The organism is Streptomyces sp. NPDC050704, assembly GCF_040654355.1.
Classification (GTDB): domain Bacteria; phylum Actinomycetota; class Actinomycetes; order Streptomycetales; family Streptomycetaceae; genus Streptomyces.
Window position 1 is genome coordinate 1 of sequence record NZ_JBFAHW010000170.1, and the last position, 16451, is coordinate 16451.

General features: G+C 69.8%; 14 protein-coding genes. 5 read left to right on the plus strand and 9 right to left on the minus strand.

All coding sequences use genetic code 11. The annotated features are described in order from the left end of the window. Positions 1 to 218: 218 nt before the first annotated feature. The 8 genes from AB0I18_RS47980 to AB0I18_RS48015 all read right to left on the minus strand — a co-directional run bounded on the left by AB0I18_RS47980 (position 219) and on the right by AB0I18_RS48015 (position 10755). Positions 219 to 800, minus strand: coding sequence for an ATP/GTP-binding protein (locus AB0I18_RS47980; RefSeq protein ID WP_026248371.1), 582 nt, complete (start codon positions 798 to 800; stop codon positions 219 to 221). After that, positions 781 to 1371, minus strand: coding sequence for a DUF742 domain-containing protein (locus AB0I18_RS47985; protein ID WP_363112168.1), 591 nt, complete (start codon positions 1369 to 1371; stop codon positions 781 to 783). Before AB0I18_RS47985 ends, AB0I18_RS47980 begins: the two co-directional genes overlap by 20 nt. A 92-nt stretch (positions 1372 to 1463) precedes the next feature. Next, positions 1464 to 1877, minus strand: a complete 414-nt coding sequence (locus AB0I18_RS47990; protein WP_004983065.1) for a roadblock/LC7 domain-containing protein — start codon at positions 1875 to 1877, stop codon at positions 1464 to 1466. A gap of 10 nt (positions 1878 to 1887) precedes the next feature. Next, positions 1888 to 5166 (minus strand): nitrate- and nitrite sensing domain-containing protein, encoded by a 3279-nt coding sequence (locus AB0I18_RS47995; protein ID WP_363112169.1) that lies wholly within the window; start codon positions 5164 to 5166, stop codon positions 1888 to 1890. A gap of 374 nt (positions 5167 to 5540) precedes the next feature. Beyond that, positions 5541 to 6116 (minus strand): ATP/GTP-binding protein, encoded by a 576-nt coding sequence (locus AB0I18_RS48000; RefSeq protein ID WP_121406161.1) that lies wholly within the window; start codon positions 6114 to 6116, stop codon positions 5541 to 5543. Further along, positions 6097 to 6495 (minus strand): DUF742 domain-containing protein, encoded by a 399-nt coding sequence (locus AB0I18_RS48005; protein ID WP_363112170.1) that lies wholly within the window; start codon positions 6493 to 6495, stop codon positions 6097 to 6099. The genes AB0I18_RS48000 and AB0I18_RS48005 overlap by 20 nt, the downstream gene beginning before the upstream one ends. Before the next feature lie 102 nt (positions 6496 to 6597). Further along, a complete protein-coding gene (locus tag AB0I18_RS48010; protein WP_044471908.1) occupies positions 6598 to 7011 on the minus strand; it encodes a roadblock/LC7 domain-containing protein in 414 nt (137 codons plus the stop codon). 9 nt (positions 7012 to 7020) lie between these two features. Continuing rightward, the gene (locus AB0I18_RS48015; RefSeq protein ID WP_363112171.1) at positions 7021 to 10755 is read right to left on the minus strand and encodes a nitrate- and nitrite sensing domain-containing protein; all 3735 of its coding nucleotides are present in this window, start codon (positions 10753 to 10755) and stop codon (positions 7021 to 7023) included. Between the two features lie 610 nt (positions 10756 to 11365). On the opposite strand from AB0I18_RS48015, the gene AB0I18_RS48020 reads away from it, so the two are divergent. The 3 genes from AB0I18_RS48020 to gltX all read left to right on the plus strand — a co-directional run bounded on the left by AB0I18_RS48020 (position 11366) and on the right by gltX (position 13915). Then, positions 11366 to 11551 carry a hypothetical protein gene (locus tag AB0I18_RS48020; protein WP_363112177.1) on the plus strand — a complete coding sequence of 62 codons (186 nt, stop codon included), beginning with the start codon at positions 11366 to 11368 and terminating at the stop codon, positions 11549 to 11551. 107 nt (positions 11552 to 11658) lie between these two features. Continuing rightward, a complete protein-coding gene (locus AB0I18_RS48025) occupies positions 11659 to 12447 on the plus strand; it encodes a fumarylacetoacetate hydrolase family protein (RefSeq protein ID WP_363112172.1) in 789 nt (262 codons plus the stop codon). Then, on the plus strand, positions 12440 to 13915 hold the full coding sequence (gene gltX, locus AB0I18_RS48030) for a glutamate--tRNA ligase (RefSeq protein ID WP_363112173.1): 1476 nt from the start codon (positions 12440 to 12442) through the stop codon (positions 13913 to 13915). Before AB0I18_RS48025 ends, gltX begins: the two co-directional genes overlap by 8 nt. Positions 13916 to 13971: 56 nt before the next feature. Here the strand turns inward: gltX and AB0I18_RS48035 are convergent, their stop codons facing one another. Further along, on the minus strand, positions 13972 to 14256 hold the full coding sequence (locus AB0I18_RS48035; RefSeq protein WP_363112174.1) for a hypothetical protein: 285 nt from the start codon (positions 14254 to 14256) through the stop codon (positions 13972 to 13974). A 127-nt stretch (positions 14257 to 14383) separates the two neighbouring features. Here AB0I18_RS48035 and AB0I18_RS48040 point away from each other — a divergent pair, with 127 nt between their 5' ends. Further along, entirely contained in the window at positions 14384 to 16012 is a 1629-nt protein-coding gene (locus tag AB0I18_RS48040) for a hypothetical protein (protein WP_363112175.1), read from the plus strand. A gap of 3 nt (positions 16013 to 16015) precedes the next feature. Beyond that, the gene (locus AB0I18_RS48045) at positions 16016 to 16252 is read left to right on the plus strand and encodes a FlgD immunoglobulin-like domain containing protein (protein WP_363112176.1); all 237 of its coding nucleotides are present in this window, start codon (positions 16016 to 16018) and stop codon (positions 16250 to 16252) included. Positions 16253 to 16451: the final 199 nt, after the last annotated feature.

Sequence of the window (16451 nt, forward strand, 5' to 3'; positions counted from 1 at the left end):
TAGGCTGCGGGTCTGCTGTGGTTGCTCGCGCAGTTCCCCGCGCCCCTGAAAGACGGGGCTGCGCCCCTGTCTTTCGTCTTTAGGGGCGCGGGGAACTGCGCGAACAACCCCCACCGGCCCGCACTTGCCGACAACCGAAGCTCAACGGCGCTGAACACACAAACGAAGGGGGCCCTCTTCCAAAGAGGGCCCCCTTCGTACGGCTGAGCGCCGCGGGCTTACCGCAGGCGCGCCATCAGGGCGTGCTCGACGAGCGTGATGAGCGCGCTCTTCGCGTCCGCGCGGTGGCGGGCGTCCGTGGTGATGATCGGGGTGTCCGGGCCGATCTGGAGGGCTTCGCGGACCTCGTCCGGGTTGTACGGCTGGTTGCCGTCGAAGCCGTTGAGGGCGATGACGAACGGCAGGCCGCTGTTCTCGAAGTAGTCGACCGCGGGGAAGCAGTCGGCGAGGCGGCGGGTGTCGACCAGCACGATCGCGCCGATGGCGCCGCGCACGAGGTCGTCCCACATGAACCAGAAGCGGTCCTGGCCGGGCGTACCGAAGAGGTACAGGATCAGGTCCTGGTCCAGGGTGATACGGCCGAAGTCCATGGCGACGGTGGTCGTCGTCTTGTCTCCGGTGTGCGTCAGGTCGTCGATGCCCGCGGACGCGGACGTCATGACGGCCTCGGTACGCAGCGGGTTGATCTCCGAGACGGCCCCGACGAACGTGGTCTTGCCCACGCCGAAGCCGCCCGCCACCACGATCTTCGCGGACGTGGTGGAGCGGGAAGGCCCTCCGCTAGAGCTTGCGAAGTCCACTGAGCACCCTTTCGAGCAAAGTCACGTCTGGCTGACCGCCGGCGTTCTCGTCGCCGCCGGGCTGATGGATGGCGACCAGGCCCGCCTCCGCCAAGTCGGCGACGAGGATTCTGGCCACACCGAGAGGGATCGTCAGCAGGGCCGAGATTTCGGCCACCGACTTGATCTCCCGGCAGAGGTTGCAGATCCGCTGATGCTCGGGCAACTGGCCCTGCATCTGATGCGGCTGCGCGGTGGTGTGCACGAGCGCCTCGATGGCGAGCTGGTACCGAGGCCTGGTCCGGCCGCCCGTCATGGCATAAGGGCGCACCAGGGGGTTGCTGGCGCCTCCCGCGGGGGAAGGCTCAGGGGAGCGCCGATGCGGCTGCACGGGCTGGATGCGCGGCGCCGGCGGCTGGTCGTACGGCGAGGGACCGGGACCCTGCGGGCCCTGGGGCGCGTACGGCTGCTGCCGCCGCGGGGTCGGTGCGGAGGGGAAGTTGTACCGGTTAGGCGAGTCGTTGCCGCCCTGGCCCTGGCCGGAGCCATAGGACCAGTTGCCCGAAGACGAACCGCCTGGGGGTGTTGCCACTTTCTCCTCCTCCGACTGTGCCGGGCCCATCACTGTGGAGCCGCGTCCCGAAACCTTACGGCCACGGGACGCCAAAACGCATCGCTTGTCTGCTAGTTGAGAAGGCTCCCCTGGAGCTCCGCACGCAGATCCGGCGTCAGGACCGTACCGGCTCGGTCCACCAGAAGGGCCATCTCGTACCCGATGAGACCGATGTCCGCCTCCGGATGTGCAAGTACCGCGAGGGAGGAACCATCGGAAATGGACATGATGAAGAGGAATCCCCGCTCCATCTCCACAACTGTCTGGTTCACGCTCCCGCCCTCGAAGATCCGGGACGCGCCCGCGGTCAGCGAGGTAAGGCCCGACGCGACGGCCGCCAGCTGGTCGGCACGGTCGCGCGGGAACCCTTCGGACATCGCCAGAAGGAGTCCGTCGGCGGAGACCACCACCGTGTGAGACACCCCGGGGGTGTTGTCCACGAAGTTGGTGATCAACCAGTTCAGGTTCTGTGCCGCCTGGCTCATCGGGCTCACACTAACGCTCCTGGTTGTAGGTGCTGTCAGGGCCGAAACCCTGGCCGTTCGTGTCACTTCCTGCGTTACGTCCCTGCTGGACGCCCCGGCGCAGGTTGCTCAGCCTGCCCCGGATGTCCTCGGGAGCGCGGGAGACCTGAGGGCCGCCCTGGGGGGTCGATTCCGCGGTGCCCTCGACCAGGTTGGCCTTGGGCACCCGCCGCGGCAGACCGGAGGAGGTGACTCCGCCCGCCTTGGGCTTCTTCAGCTGCTCGGCACGCTGCCACATCTGGTCGTTGGACGACCGCCAGTCGCCGGTGCCGGAGCCGTTGCCGCCACTGCCGTTGCTTCCATTGGTGCTGTTGTTGTCCGCCGGTGCCGGTGCCGGTGGTGCCGACGCGTCCCGGCCCGCGGGCGGCCGGCCGGTCCCGGTCCCGCTCGCGGTGGATCCGCGGCGGGGGAGCCCGGCGTCGGTGGATCCGCGGCGCGGAAGCCCGGCGTCGGTGAGCGCGTGGGCGGCGGAGGTGGCCGGTCCCGGACGCTCGAAGCCTACGCGGTCCTGCTCGGCCACGTCAGCGGCCTGCGCGGCTTCCGCTTCCGGAGCGTACTCGGACCGGTAGTCGTTCCGGTACGCCTCCTGCTGCGGCCAGTCGTCCTGGTGGGACTGCTCTTCGAAGGCCGAGAACGTGTCCCGCGGCGAGCCGTGGGCCGACTGGTGCTCCTCCTGGACCGGCTCCGTATAGGAGGGTTCCGGGTAGCCCGTGTTCGGCGGGAAGTACGTCTCCTCGTACGACGTCTGCTGCTGCTCCGCGTACGGCGTCTGCTGGTCGTATGTTGGCAGCTCCGGGTACGCCGCCGGTGCGCCGTCGTACGCGGCCTGGCCGTTGTCATAGGCCGGCTGCCCGTTGTTGTCGTAACCGGGCTGCGGGGCGAACTCCTCGTAGGACGGGGCCTCGCCCTCCGGACCGACCTGCGCCTGGGCCTCCAGGGCCGCACGGCGCTCCTCGCGCATCAGCGAGCGGCCCACCGGGTCCAGCTCGCGTATGTCGTCCGGGACCTCGGTGTAGCGGCTGTCGTCGAAGCCCAGCTCGGCGGCCGTACGCATCGGCTGCTGGCCCTGGAACTCCTCGGCCTGGAAGGCCTGCTGCTGCTCCGGGATGATCTGCGAGACCGTGAAGTCGTCGCGCTGCATCTGGTGCTCGCCGCCGCCACCGTGGGTGATCGCGTCGGGCAGCATGACCAGCGAGGTCGTACCGGCCTGCTCGCCCGAGGGGCGGAGCTGGACGCGGATGCCGTGCCGGTCGGAAAGCCGGCCGACCACGAAGAGGCCCATGCGCTGCGAGATCGCGGCGTCCACGGTCGGCGGGTTGGCCAGCTTGTGGTTGATGTCCGCGAAGTCCTCGGCGGTGAGGCCGATGCCCTTGTCGTGGATCTCGACCATGATGCGGCCGTCCGGCAGCCGGGTCGCGGTGACGCGGACCTTGGTCTGCGGGGAGGAGAACGTGGTGGCGTTCTCCAGGAGCTCGGCGAGCAGGTGCACGAGGTCGGTCACGGCACGGCCGTGGATCTCGGCCTCCGGGACGCCGGAGAGCTCGATGCGCTCGTACTGCTCCACCTCGGAGGAGGCGGCGCGCAGCACGTCGACCAGCGGGACCGGCTGGTCCCAGCGGCGGCCCGGCTCCTCGCCCGCGAGGACCAGGAGGTTCTCGCCGTTGCGGCGCATACGGGTCGCCAGGTGGTCCAGGCGGAAGAGGTTCTCCAGCTGGTCCGGGTCGGCCTCGTTGTTCTCCAGGTCGGTGATCAGGGTCAGCTGGCCCTCGATCAGCGACTGGTTGCGGCGCGACAGGTTGGTGAAGATCGCGTTGATGTTGCCCCGGAGCAGCGCCTGCTCGGCGGCGAGTCGTACGGCCTCGCGGTGCACCTGGTCGAAGGCGCGGGCGACCTCGCCGATCTCGTCCGTCGTGTTGATCGGGATGGGAGTGACACGTGTGTCGACGCGGCCCGGGTCGGTGCGCGAGAGCTGGTCGACCAGCATCGGCAGCCGCTGCTCGGCGACACCGAAGGCCGCGTTGCGCAGCTGGCGCATCGAGCGGCTCATCTGGCGTGCCATGAGACTGGCGATGATGAACGCGGCGAGCAGGGCGACGATGACGATGGCGCCGTTGAGGTAGGCGTCGCGCTGGGCGTCGGTGGCGATCTGGCCCGCCTCGTCGACCGCCCGGTTGATGAGCTCGTCCTCGACCTCGCCGTAGCCGTCGAACTTGAGGGTGGAGGCCGCCATCCAGGTGTCGGGCGTGATGCCCTGCTCAGCGAGGTTGTCGGGCGAGGTGCCGCTGCCGATGGCCCGGATCATGTCGGTCATCTCGGGCGGGGCCTTGTAGGTCCCGCCGGCCGCCTCGGTCTTGGTCTTCGCTTCGGCGGCCAGCTTCTTGCCCTCGGCGGTCTTCTCCGCCATCGCCTGGTTGAGTCGCGCGGCGTCCGCCTCCGTGCCACCGGAGACGTACTCCTGGACGGCGATGTTCTCCAGGTACGCGTACGAGGTGAACGCGGTGACCTGCTGCCCCTTGACCCGCTCGTCCGAGCTGGGCTTCACCAGGAGGTGCATGCCGATCGAGCGCTGCAGGGACGCGGCGCCCTTGGCCAGCGTGACGGCGTACACGGTGCGGCCGTAGCTCGTGATGTTGCCGGTGCCGAGGCCCAGCTCGTTCGAGAACTCCGCCAGGAGGTGCTCGACGGTGACGTAGCCCTCTTCGGTCTTCGTCGGGTTCATCGCGGCGGTGTAGGCGGTCTTGCGCAACTGGGCGAGCGTCGGCTCGGCGTCCTCCACCAGCTTCAGCCGGCGCTCCAGGCCCTGGCCGGCCGGCATGCCGACGACTTCCTCGTGGAAGGCGTCCTGCTTCTGGTCGGTGAAGGCGCGGGCCTGTTTGACCGTCGCGTTGTTCCGGTCGCCCTTGAGGAGTGGCTCGGCGGAGACGTCTCGCTCGTTGAGGAGTGCCTCGGCGTACTGCCCGGCGGAGTCGACGATCTTGGCGACCTTCTCCGCGTCCTGCGCCTCCTGCCAGGTGTCGATCGAGCTCTTCACCTGGAAGCCGCCCATGACGAGGCCGACCACCACGGGTATGAGCAGGATCGCGTTCAGCCTGGTGGGCACGCGCCAGTTGCGCGGAGACAGACGGCCGCCGCTCGGCGCGGGTGGGGCCGTCGGCTCCGAGCCGGGCATGTGTGCGGGTGCCGCTCCGCGCGGCGGCGGGGTGAAGTTGCCCCGTGCCGACGGCTCGGGACCGTTCTTGCTTCGCCTCACTCGACCAACAACCTCTCGGCTCGGCACCTTCTGTCGTGCCGCGTGTGTCTTCCGGCCCTTACTACTGGGCAGTTCTGGCATTCCAGCACGTCAGGGTGGGCTCTTCCAAACACTCGGAACCGAAGATTCCAAGTGAGGTAAGCCCCAGATAAAACGGTCATAAAGAGCGAGCCCCGCCAAAAGGCGGGGCTTTTGTGAGCACAGCGACACCAGACGACCGCGACGCGTGTCCATACCACTCGATATCTCTGTCGAAACGTTATGAACATCCGGGCCGACCGTGTCAAACGACACAGCCGGCTCCAGTGCGTCTACGACAACTGCCGTATGGCCTTGCCGACTTACGTGACAGCCCATGGTCCTCCGGACAGGCCCTAGCGCAGACGTGCCATCAGGGCGTGCTCGACCAGGGTGATCAGCGCGCTCTTGGCATCCGCGCGGTGGCGGGCGTCGGTGGTGATGATGGGAGCGTCCGGACCGATCTGCAGGGCCTCGCGTACCTCTTCGGGCGAGTACGGCTGGTGCCCGTCGAAGCCGTTGAGGGCGATGACGAACGGCAGGCCGCTGTTCTCGAAGTAGTCGACCGCCGGGAAGCAGTCGGCGAGACGGCGGGTGTCGACCAGCACGACAGCGCCGATGGCGCCGCGTACCAGGTCGTCCCACATGAACCAGAAGCGGTCCTGACCCGGCGTACCGAAGAGGTACAGGATCAGGTCCTGGTCCAGGGTGATACGGCCGAAGTCCATGGCCACCGTCGTGGTGGTCTTGTCCCCGGTGTGGGTGAGGTCGTCGATGCCCGCGGACGCGGACGTCATGACGGCCTCGGTACGCAGCGGGTTGATCTCCGAGACGGCACCCACGAACGTGGTCTTGCCGACGCCGAAGCCACCCGCCACCACGATCTTCGCGGAGGTGGTCGCCCGCCCTCCGTCAGAGCTTGCGAAGTCCACTGAGCACCCTTTCGAGCAGCGTCACGTCCGGGGCGCCGCCGTTGTTCTCGTCGCCACCCGGCTGGTGGATCGCGACGAGTCCGGCCTCTGCGAGGTCCGCGACGAGAATCCGTGCCACACCCAGCGGCATGGACAGAAGGGCCGATACCTCGGCCACCGACTTCACTTCACGGCAGAGGTGACAGATCCGCTGGTGCTCGGGGAGCAGCCCCATCAGCTCCGAAGGGTCGGCCGCTGTGCTGATCAGTGCCTCGATGGCAAGTTGGTACCGCGGCCTGGTCCGGCCGCCGGTCATCGCGTACGGACGTACCAGCGGCTGGTCGCCCTCGTCCTCGTACGGCTGGGCGTACGGATCGTGAGAGGCGGTGGGCGGGGTCATGTGGGTCCTCCGGGCGGACAGCAGGTCGGTCAGTCGTGCCGTCTGACGGGCCGGTGGGGGGAGGGCGGCCGGACGGTTTGTTCGTACGGTGAAAAACCCTTGCTAGTGGAGCAGGCTGCCCTGGAGCTCGGCACGCAGATCCGGTGTGAGCACTGCGCCCGCACGGTCGACGAGCAGAGCCATCTCGTATCCGACGAGGCCGATGTCGCAGTCCGGGTGCGAGAGCACCGCGAGGGACGAACCGTCCGAGACGGACATCAGGAAGAGGAAGCCGCGTTCCATCTCGACGACTGTCTGGGCCACTGTGCCGCCCTCGAAGATCCGGGAGGCGCCGGCCGTGAGTGAGGTCAGTCCGGAGGCCACGGCCGCGAGTTGGTCCGCGCGGTCGCGTGGGAAGCCTTCGGACATTGCCAGAAGGAGTCCGTCGGCGGAGACGACGACGGTGTGGGACACCCCGGGGGTGTTGTCAACGAAGTTGGTGATCAACCAGTTGAGGTTCTGTGCCGCTTGGCTCATCTGGCTCAACTAACGCTCCTGCTGGTGAGTGGGGCTGGGGAAGCTGCCGGTCTGGCCGGTTCCGGCCTGGCGGCCCTGCTGAATGCCCCTACGAAGATTGGTCAGCCGGCCGCGTACGTCATCAGGCGCACGGGAGACCTGCGGACCGCTTTGGTGCTGTTGCTGCTGAGCCGTCCCCGCGACGAGGTTCGCGCGGGGCACCCGGCGCGGCAGACCCGAGACGGTGACGCCACCCGCGGTGGGCTGGCGTACCCGCTCGGCCTGCCGGCCGAGTTCGTCATTGGGAGTGGTCCGCCAGGAAGAGGAGGCGGACGGTGCGGTGGCGGGCGCCGGGCGCTGCGGAGCCGCGGGAGCCTGTACGGGCTGCTGCGGAGCCGGCTCGCCCTGCGTGCCGTTGTCGCCCTGGGGCTGGTTGAACCAGTTGGTCTCCAGGGTGTCGTACAGCGGGGTACGTCCGTCGCCGGGACCGGCCGGCGGCAGCGACTCGGGCTCCGGGGGGAGCGCGGGACGCCGACGCGACTGCGGCTGCGGACGCTGGGGGCGCTGCGGGGGCCGGGTGCCGTTGGTCCCGGGCCGCTCGAACTGGCCGGTGCCCTGCTCGGCGTCCGGTCCCGGCGCCGGGTACTGGCCGGTGGAACCGCCCTCGTAGCCCGGCATCGCGAACTGGCCGGTGGAGGACGGGCTCTGCCCGGCGGCGGAGCCGTTCTGCCCGTTGGCGGAAGGATTCGGCGGACCGAAAACGTCCGGACGGACGAACTGACCGCTGCCCTGCTGCGTTCCCGCGCCGGGACGCTGGCTGTCGAAGTCCGGCCGCGGGAACTCGCCCGTGGAGCCGGGACCCTGATGGTCGTCGATCCGCGGCATCTGCGAGGTGGCGTCCGGCTCCTCGTGGCCACGCGGGGTGTCCAGCGAGGAACGCGGCACCGGCGGCTGCGCGTTGTCGTCGCTCCAGCTGGGCACCCGCGGCTGCGGGTTGCCGCCGGGCAGCTCCGCGCGCGGACCACCGCGCGGCGGCAGTTGCGGCTGCTGGGGCTGCTGCGGGCGACGGCCCTGCTCGGCGTTGCCGTTCGGGCGCTGCTGAGGCTGCGGAGGCGGCGAGGACACAGAACCGCGGTTGCCGCCGCCCATGGTGTCCTGGCGACCGCCGCCGAAGGCGTCCGGCCGGCCGTTGTCGGTGAAGTCGAAGCCCTGCGGCGCACCGGTACCGGCGGCTTGGAGGCCCTGCGGGGCGCCCGGCGCGGCACCGGCCGGAGTCGGCCTGCCCTGCGGGGGCTGCGGAGGCCCCGAGGACTGGGGACCGCGCGCTCCGCCGCCCGGGCCGGTCGGGCGACCGCCCGCGTCCGGCCTGGGCAGTGCCGCCCGGGGCCCGGTGCCGGCACCGACCTGACCGCGCTGCGGCCCGGCGTTGAGCCGTCCGCCACCACCGGCGGGAGCACCCGCGCCGAGGGCGGGACCACCCCCGGCGCCGCCACGACGGGCGGCGGCGACGCCGGCCGCGGCCTGCGCGGCGGCCGGGCCACCGGCGGCGGGAGCGCCCTGGCCCTGCTTGCCCGGAACCTTCTTGCCGCCCTGGGCGACATCGACGGGCAGCATGACCAGCGCGGTCGTACCACCGGAGTCGGACGGGCGGAGCTGGATGCGGATGCCGTGCCGCTGCGACAGCCGGCCGACCACGAACAGGCCCATGCGGCGGGAGACCGAGACGTCCACGGTGGGCGGCGAGGCGAGCCGCTCGTTGATCGCCGCGAGGTCCTCGGGCGAGAGGCCGATGCCGGTGTCGTGGATCTCGATCAGTACGCGGCCGTCGGGCAGCGCGTGACCGGTGACCTTGACCTTGGTCTGCGGGGAGGAGAACGAGGTGGCGTTCTCCAGCAGCTCGGCGAGCAGGTGCACGAGGTCGTTGACGACCCGTCCCGCGACCTCGGTCGTCGGGACCGAGGACAGCTCGATGCGCTCGTACTGCTCCACCTCGGAGGCGGCGGCACGAAGGACGTCGACGAGCGGCACCGGGCGGGTCCAGCGGCGGCCGGGCTCTTCACCGGCGAGCACCAGGAGGTTCTCACCGTTACGGCGCATGCGGGTCGCGAGGTGGTCGAGCTTGAACAGCGAGGACAGCTGGTCCGGGTCGGCCTCGCGGGACTCCAGCTCGGAGATGAGCGACAGCTGGCGCTGGATGAGGCCCTGGGAGCGGCGCGAGAGGTTGGTGAACATCGCGTTGACGTTGCCTCGCAGCAGCGCCTGCTCGGCGGCCAGTCGGACGGCCTCGCGGTGCACGTCGTCGAAGGCCGCGGCCACCTGGCCGATCTCGTCCTTGGAGTGCACACCGACCGACTCGACGGACGTGTCGACGTCCTGCGGGTCGGACTCGGACAGCTGCTTGACCAGCTCGGGCAGCCGGTCCTGGGCGACCTTGGTCGCGGTGTCCTGGAGGCGGCGCAGCGAGCGGATCATGGAGCGGGCCACCACGAAGGCGCCGACCAGCGAGACACCGAGCACCAGCAGGATCAGCGCACCGGAGATGATCGCTTCCTGCTCGGCCTCGTTACGCAGCTCGCGGGCCTTCTGCTCCATCTCGTTGAGCAGCGTGAGCTCGATCCTCGACATCTCCTGGATCTTGGCGGAGTCGGCGTCCACCCAGTCCAGGTACGAGCGCTTGTCGCGCAGCTGCAGACCGTTCTGGCGCTTGAGCACGCGGTCCGCGTAGTTGTCGGCCGCCTTGATGGTCGGGCTCGCGTCGTCGATCGGCTTGGTGAGCTTGGCCGAGTTGCCCTCGTAGATGCTGGCGAAGCTGGTGAGTTCGGCCTTCTGGTTGGCGAGGGCCGAGAGCCCGTACCGCCGGTCGTTCTCGGAGAGCTCGCCGAACGTGGCGTCGGTGGCCGGCAGGGCCGCGGCGATCACGGCGCGCTGGATGGACGCGTACTCCTTGGCGGAGGAGAAGGCGGCCAGGGAGCGCGTGCGCTGGATCATCTCCGGGTTGCTGGTCGCCTCCGCCATGTCCTGGGAGAGGCCCAGCAGCTGCTCGATGAGCCGGTGGTACGCCTCGATCGTCTGGGCGGAGTTCTGGCCGTCCTGGTAGGCGTCGTTGCGGATGCCGCTGAGGGTGTTCAGCTGGGTGGCGATGGCCACGACGTTGTCACGGACACCGTCGAGGTTCTCGTTGTTGCTCGTGTTGTCGAACTCGTGGGTGCCTTCCGCGAAGGCGGCACGGGCGCGGTCCGTCTTGTCCCGGGCGCCCTTGACCGTGTAGTCGGTCGCCTTCGCGCCGTGGGCGAGCGGACCGGCCGACTTGTCGCGCTCGTCCTGGAGCGCGGCGGCGAGTTCGGTCGCCTGCTTGGTCATGTCGGTCAGCAGCTTCATGTTCTCGAGCTGCTGGATCTCGTCCATGGTGTCGCTGATGCGCAGGGCGCCCAGCGAGGTCGCGGCGACCACGGGCAGCGCGAGCAGCGAGACCAGACGCGTGGAGATGCGCCAGTTACGCAGGGCTATTCGCGAGCCGGGTCCTGTGGAGCCCTTGGCCTTCGCCTTCGGCGGTGCGGCGGGCGGGGTGCCGGGAGCACCGTTCACCGCGCCTTGACCGCCCTTGGGCGCGCCGGGGCGCGAGGAGCGCTCACCTTTGTCGCCGGCCTGCGCCGGTCCCGGGTTCTGGGCGTGCTGGGGCGAGGAGCTGACTGCCCTGGGGCCAGTCCCGCCGTGCGGCTCCGGCTCCGCCGAAGCGCTGCCATCCCTCTTGAAACGTCCCTGCACTAGCGTCGCAACCTCTGGACCAGGCGCCTCTCCGCGTGAACGGCGAGACGGTGTCGGCGTCTTGGGAGCGCCCTGAAACGCGCTCCCATGGTGGTCGTGAGTGACCGGCGCAGGTTCCCCCTTCCCGCCGCCACTCGGCGCTGCGTTGCGCCCCCTGCGCGCCGGTTCGATCCCGCGGCGGTCCGTGGAATTCCAGCACAGTGCCGGATCTCCAACAAGGCCCATGGGTCATGCTGTGACCACCGTGACACTTTGTGAGGGCCGCGTCACAAGACGTAGAAAGTGATCTCGTCCATACCGGACGCATGTGTACGAGTCGCCCCAGGGTAAGCGGTGTCCCAGTCGCGATGATCAGCAGCGGAATGATGGCTTCAGTGGAGCTATGTCTGTTTCGTCAGGGTGAGGCCGAGGCCTGAATTAACCCATTTGGCCGGTGGTTCGTGAGGAAACTCACACACCGATCATGGAGTCTTCACGACTTGCCCCGGGAATTGCACGTTTAGCCTGACGCTTTACAGGGATGGCAAATCCGACAAGCCGCGCCCGCGCGAGGGTCCCCGAACCCCGCCCGGCGCCCGACCGACAGGGTGCAGAACCGCAGATGACGACGATGATGTTCCACAACATAGCCAACCCGCGACGCACGACGCTGGCGCACCTGGAGGACGCCGAGGAACTGCGGACGCCGGAGCGGCAGGAGCAGCCCGCCGAGTTCACCGCGCTTCCCGAGCAGACCGCCAACCCTCGGCGCACGATCCTGATGGACGTCCCGGTAGCAGCCGCGGTTCCGGAGTAGGCCTCCCGCGGGCCCCTCCCCGCGCAATTGCGCGAGGCCGCCCCTCTCTGCCGCGTTAGCCTGGAGCGTCAGACTCCGGCCAGTTCAGTGAGGGGCGCAGGCATCCCGTGCGCATCGCCAGGTTCTCCATCGACGGCAACGTCGCGTTCGGCGCGGTCGAGGGCGAGAGCCCTCCTGGATCGACGGACGGGCTCGTCCTCGACATCATCAAGGGCATTCCGTTCTCGGACTTCGAGCTCTCCGGCACGAAGGTGCCGGTGAGCAAGGTCCGGCTGCTGCCGCCCGTGCTCCCCAACAAGGTGGTGGCCTTCGGCCGCAACTACGCGGAGCACGCCAAGGAGCTGGGCAACGAGGTGCCCGACACCCCGTTCGCCTTCTTCAAGCCGTCCACCTCGGTGATCGGCCCCGGCGACGACATCGCGTACCCCTCCTTCTCGAACGAGCTGCACCACGAGGCCGAGCTGGCCGTGGTCATCGGCCGCATGTGCCGCGAGGTCCCGCGCGAGCGCGTCAAGGACGTCATCCTCGGCTACACCTGCGCCAACGACGTCACAGCGCGCGACGTCCAGAAGCGCGAGAAGCAGTGGGCCAGGGCGAAGGGCTTCGACAACTCCTGCCCGCTCGGCCCCTGGGTGGAGACGGACCTCGACCCGAACGACCTCACGATCCAGTGCACGGTCAACGGCCGGCAGCGACAACTGGGCCGTACGAGCGAGATGATCCACTCCATCGAGGATCTGATCGTGAACATCACCGAGGCCATGACGCTGCTCCCCGGCGACGTCATCCTCACGGGCACCCCGGCAGGGGTCGGCCCGCTGAACGTCGGCGACGAGGTCGCCGTCTCCATCGAAGGCATCGGCACTCTCACCAACAAGGTGATCAAGCGTGGCTAACGCGAACGTCCGCGTACGTTTCTGTCCGTCCCCGACCGGCAACCCCCACGTGGGCCTGGTCCGTACCGCCCTGTTCAACTGGGCGTTCGCCCGGCACAACGAAGGCACGCTGGTCTTCCGCATCGAGGACACCGACGCGGCCCGCGACTCCGAGGAGTCGTACGGCCAGCTGCTCGACTCGATGCGCTGGCTGGGCTTCGACTGGGACGAGGGCCCCGAGGTCGGCGGCCCGCACGCGCCGTACCGCCAGTCGCAGCGCATGGACCTCTACAAGGACATCGCCAAGAAGCTCCTGGACGCCGGCCACGCGTACTACTGCTACTGCTCCACCGAGGAGCTGGACACCCGCCGCGACGCCGCCCGCGCCGCCGGCAAGCCGTCCGGCTACGACGGCCACTGCCGTGCGCTGACCGACGAGCAGATCGCGGCCTACAAGACGGAGGACCGCGAGCCCATCGTGCGCTTCCGCATGCCCGACGAGGCGATCACCTTCACGGACCTGGTCCGCGGCGAGATCACCTACCTCCCGGAGAACGTGCCGGACTTCGGGATCGTACGGGCCAACGGCGCGCCCCTGTACACGCTGGTCAACCCCATCGACGACGCCCTGATGGAGATCACCCACGTCCTGCGCGGCGAGGACCTGCTCTCCTCCACCCCCCGCCAGATCGCCCTCTACAAGGCGCTGACCGAGCTGGGCATCGCCAAGGAGACCCCGGCCTTCGGCCACCTCCCGTACGTGATGGGCGAGGGCAACAAGAAGCTCTCCAAGCGCGACCCGCAGGCCTCGCTGAACCTCTACCGGGAGCGCGGTTTCCTCCCCGAGGGCCTGCTCAACTACCTCTCCCTGCTCGGCTGGTCGCTCTCCGCCGACCAGGACATCTTCACGATGGACGAGATGGTCGCGGCCTTCGACGTGACGGACGTGAACCCCAACCCGGCCCGCTTCGACCTCAAGAAGTGCGAAGCGATCAACGGCGACCACATCCGCCTGCTCGACCCGAAGGACTTCGCCGAGCGCTGCGCCCCCTGGCTGAAGGCACCCTTCGCCCCCTGGGCACCCGAGGACTTCGACGAGTCGAAGTGGCAGGCGATCGCCCCGCACGCCCAGACCCGCCTCAAGGTCCTCTCCGAGATCACGGACAACGTCGACTTCCTGTTCCTCCCGGAGCCGGCCTTCGACGAGGCGTCCTGGACGAAGGCCATGAAGGAGGGCTCGGACGCCCTCCTCCGTACGGCCCGCGAGAAGCTGGACGCGGCCGACTGGACCTCGGCCGAGTCCCTGAAGGAGGCCGTCCTGGCCGCCGGCGAGACCCACGGCCTCAAACTCGGCAAGGCCCAGGCCCCGGTCCGCGTCGCCGTCACCGGCCGCACGATCGGCCTGCCCCTCTTCGAATCCCTGGAGATCCTGGGCAGGGAGAAGACGCTGACCCGCATCGACGCGGCGCTGGCGAAGCTGACCGCGTAGGCACCACGCGCGAAAGGGGCGGCTCCCGGTTCGGGAGCCGCCCCTCTGACATGGGTTCAGACGGCGTCGTTCTCGTCGACCAGGTAGTGGCTCTCGTCGAAGATTTCCAGCACGACGACGACCATGATCGCTCCGGCCACCATGTACTCCAGCATCATGCCGGGGGCCACGTACGCCTTGCGCAGATGCTCGTCCGGGCCCAGCTGGGCGGTCGAGTTCTTGCGGAACGGGTCACGTGCCAGTACGCGCACCGCCCTGTCCAACTGGGTCCGGCGCTCTCCGGGCAGGGCGTCGTACGCCGCCTGGGCCTCGACGGTGAACTGGACGCGGTAGTCGGTCATCGCGAGTAGCTCGGTCCTTCACTCGTTGGGCCCACCACGTTACGGCATGCACCGGCCGTGCAGCCTCCGCTCCGTCCAACCTGACCTGCACCTTCCCGCGGCAGCGCCACCGGACCGCTCCACGGGCGTGACCGCGACGGTCACGATCCCGCAGGGGCAGACGTACCGGGCCATGTCCGGCTGGAGCGTGCTCAGCCAGGACGCCGACGGTGCCCTGCACGTGCTGCGTGCCGCCGCCGACGGCGCCACCACCGACCTTCCGGTCACCGGCCTGCCGCCCGGCGCGCAGCCCACCGGCACGTACGTGACCGGTGGCTCGGTCCGCCGCCTGGCCGTCACCTACACCCTGGACGGCACCGCCTCGACGGGTCTCGTCGACCTCGCGGACGGCACCTTCCGCACGTACGCCACGAACGTCGGCACCGGACCGTCCCTCACCTTCAACGACCGCTGGCTCGTGGTGAACAGGAAGTCGGTCCGGGTGGACTCGGCGCCCGGCACCGAACCCGCCGCGGTCAGCTTCCCCGTCAACCCGCTCGCGGTCGTGGGCGACCACATCCTCAGCGGCAGGCCGGAGTTCAGCTCCGGGGACGCCGACCTGGCACTCACCGCCGTCTCCCTCGGCACCAGGCGCGCCATCCTCGACTACGCCAACGGCGCCCACCTCGCGACCCCGGACGGCGGCCTGCTCACCACCGCCGGGAAGTCGAGCGGCGACCGGCACGTGTACCGCGTCCTGCCCGCCGAGGGCGACGACTTCTCGGTCGAGCCGGTGTTCACCGTCCCGCCCTCCCGCGCCAAGGTGGACGGCCTGATGCTCGCGGGCGGCGAACTGCTGATGTTCGGCGAGGCGAACGGCAACGCCGCCGCGTACGTCGTTCCGCTGGACGCCGCGGGGAAGCCCACCGGCCCCCAGGTCCGCCGCAGCCCGTACCTCGCCACCTCGCCGTGTCTCGGCGGCGACGCCGCCTGCCCCCAGCTTGAGGCCCTCGGCGACGGCCGCTTCGCCTTCCTGTCCACCGGCACGGACGGCGAGAACGTGCACGTCGCAGGGCTCGACACCGTCACCTACAGCACCGAACCGACCGGCGACTCCGGCGGCCGTCTCGGCACCGGCAGCGGCCGCTACGTGCTCTACAACGGCGGCTCCGCCGGTGTGCAGAAGGTCACCGACTCCCCGCGCGGCACCGACAGCGAGACCGCGCTGAGCCGCACCCGCACCGCCGCGGCGATCTGGGGCCAGCGCCTGTGGACCCCGGGAGGCACCCAGGGCAGCGTGGTCGCGTACGACCTCAAGGCCAAGCGGAACGTCTCCACCGTGAACACCGGCGCCCCCTGCGCGCCCAGCGAGCTCCAGGCCGTCAACACCTGGCTGTACTGGACCTGCGGCAGCGCGGGACCCGCCGGTGTCCACGACCGGGCGACCGGCCGAAACATCACCGTCCCGGCAGGCCCGGTCCGCCTCGCCGACGGCTACCTGCTCCGCGAGAACCGCACCACGCACGAACTGCAGCTCACGGACTTCCACACCGGTACGCCGACCACCCGGACCGTGGCCGTACTGCCCACGGCCGACCAGAACACGGGCGGCAACAGCGGCCGCTGGACCGTCGACCGCTTCGGCGGCAACATCGCGTACCTCACCGGCGAGGGCAAGGTGGCGCTGGTCACCGCGGGCGTGCCCACCTCGCCGCTCGCGGTGACCGAGGCGCAGACGGACCCCCAGCCGGTCCCGACCATCGCGAACCCCTGGTAGCCCGTGTGGCGGCTCAGTAAGCCGTCGAACCGGACCCTGACCCTGAGCAACAGCTCAGGCATCACGGTCCGCACGCTCACGGGAGCCTCCACGGCCGCCGCCGTCCGCCCGTCCTGGGACGCCAGGGCGGACAACGGCACCCGCGTGCCCGGCGGCACCTACACCTGGAAACCCACCGCCGAGGCCCGCGACACCCAGGGCCCCGACCTGACGCTCACCGGCACGACGACCGTCAACTGACAGACACGGCGGACGGCCCGGCGCTACCGTCGGACCATGACGATCAAAGCCGTGGTGTGGGACGTCGACGACACGATCTTCGACTACACGACGGCCGACCGCGCCGGCATGCGCGGGCATCTCGCCGCGGAGGGCCTGCTCGACGGCTCCGCGTCCGTGCTCCCGCTGCTGCGGGCGGGGATCGAGGGCCCGGTCAACG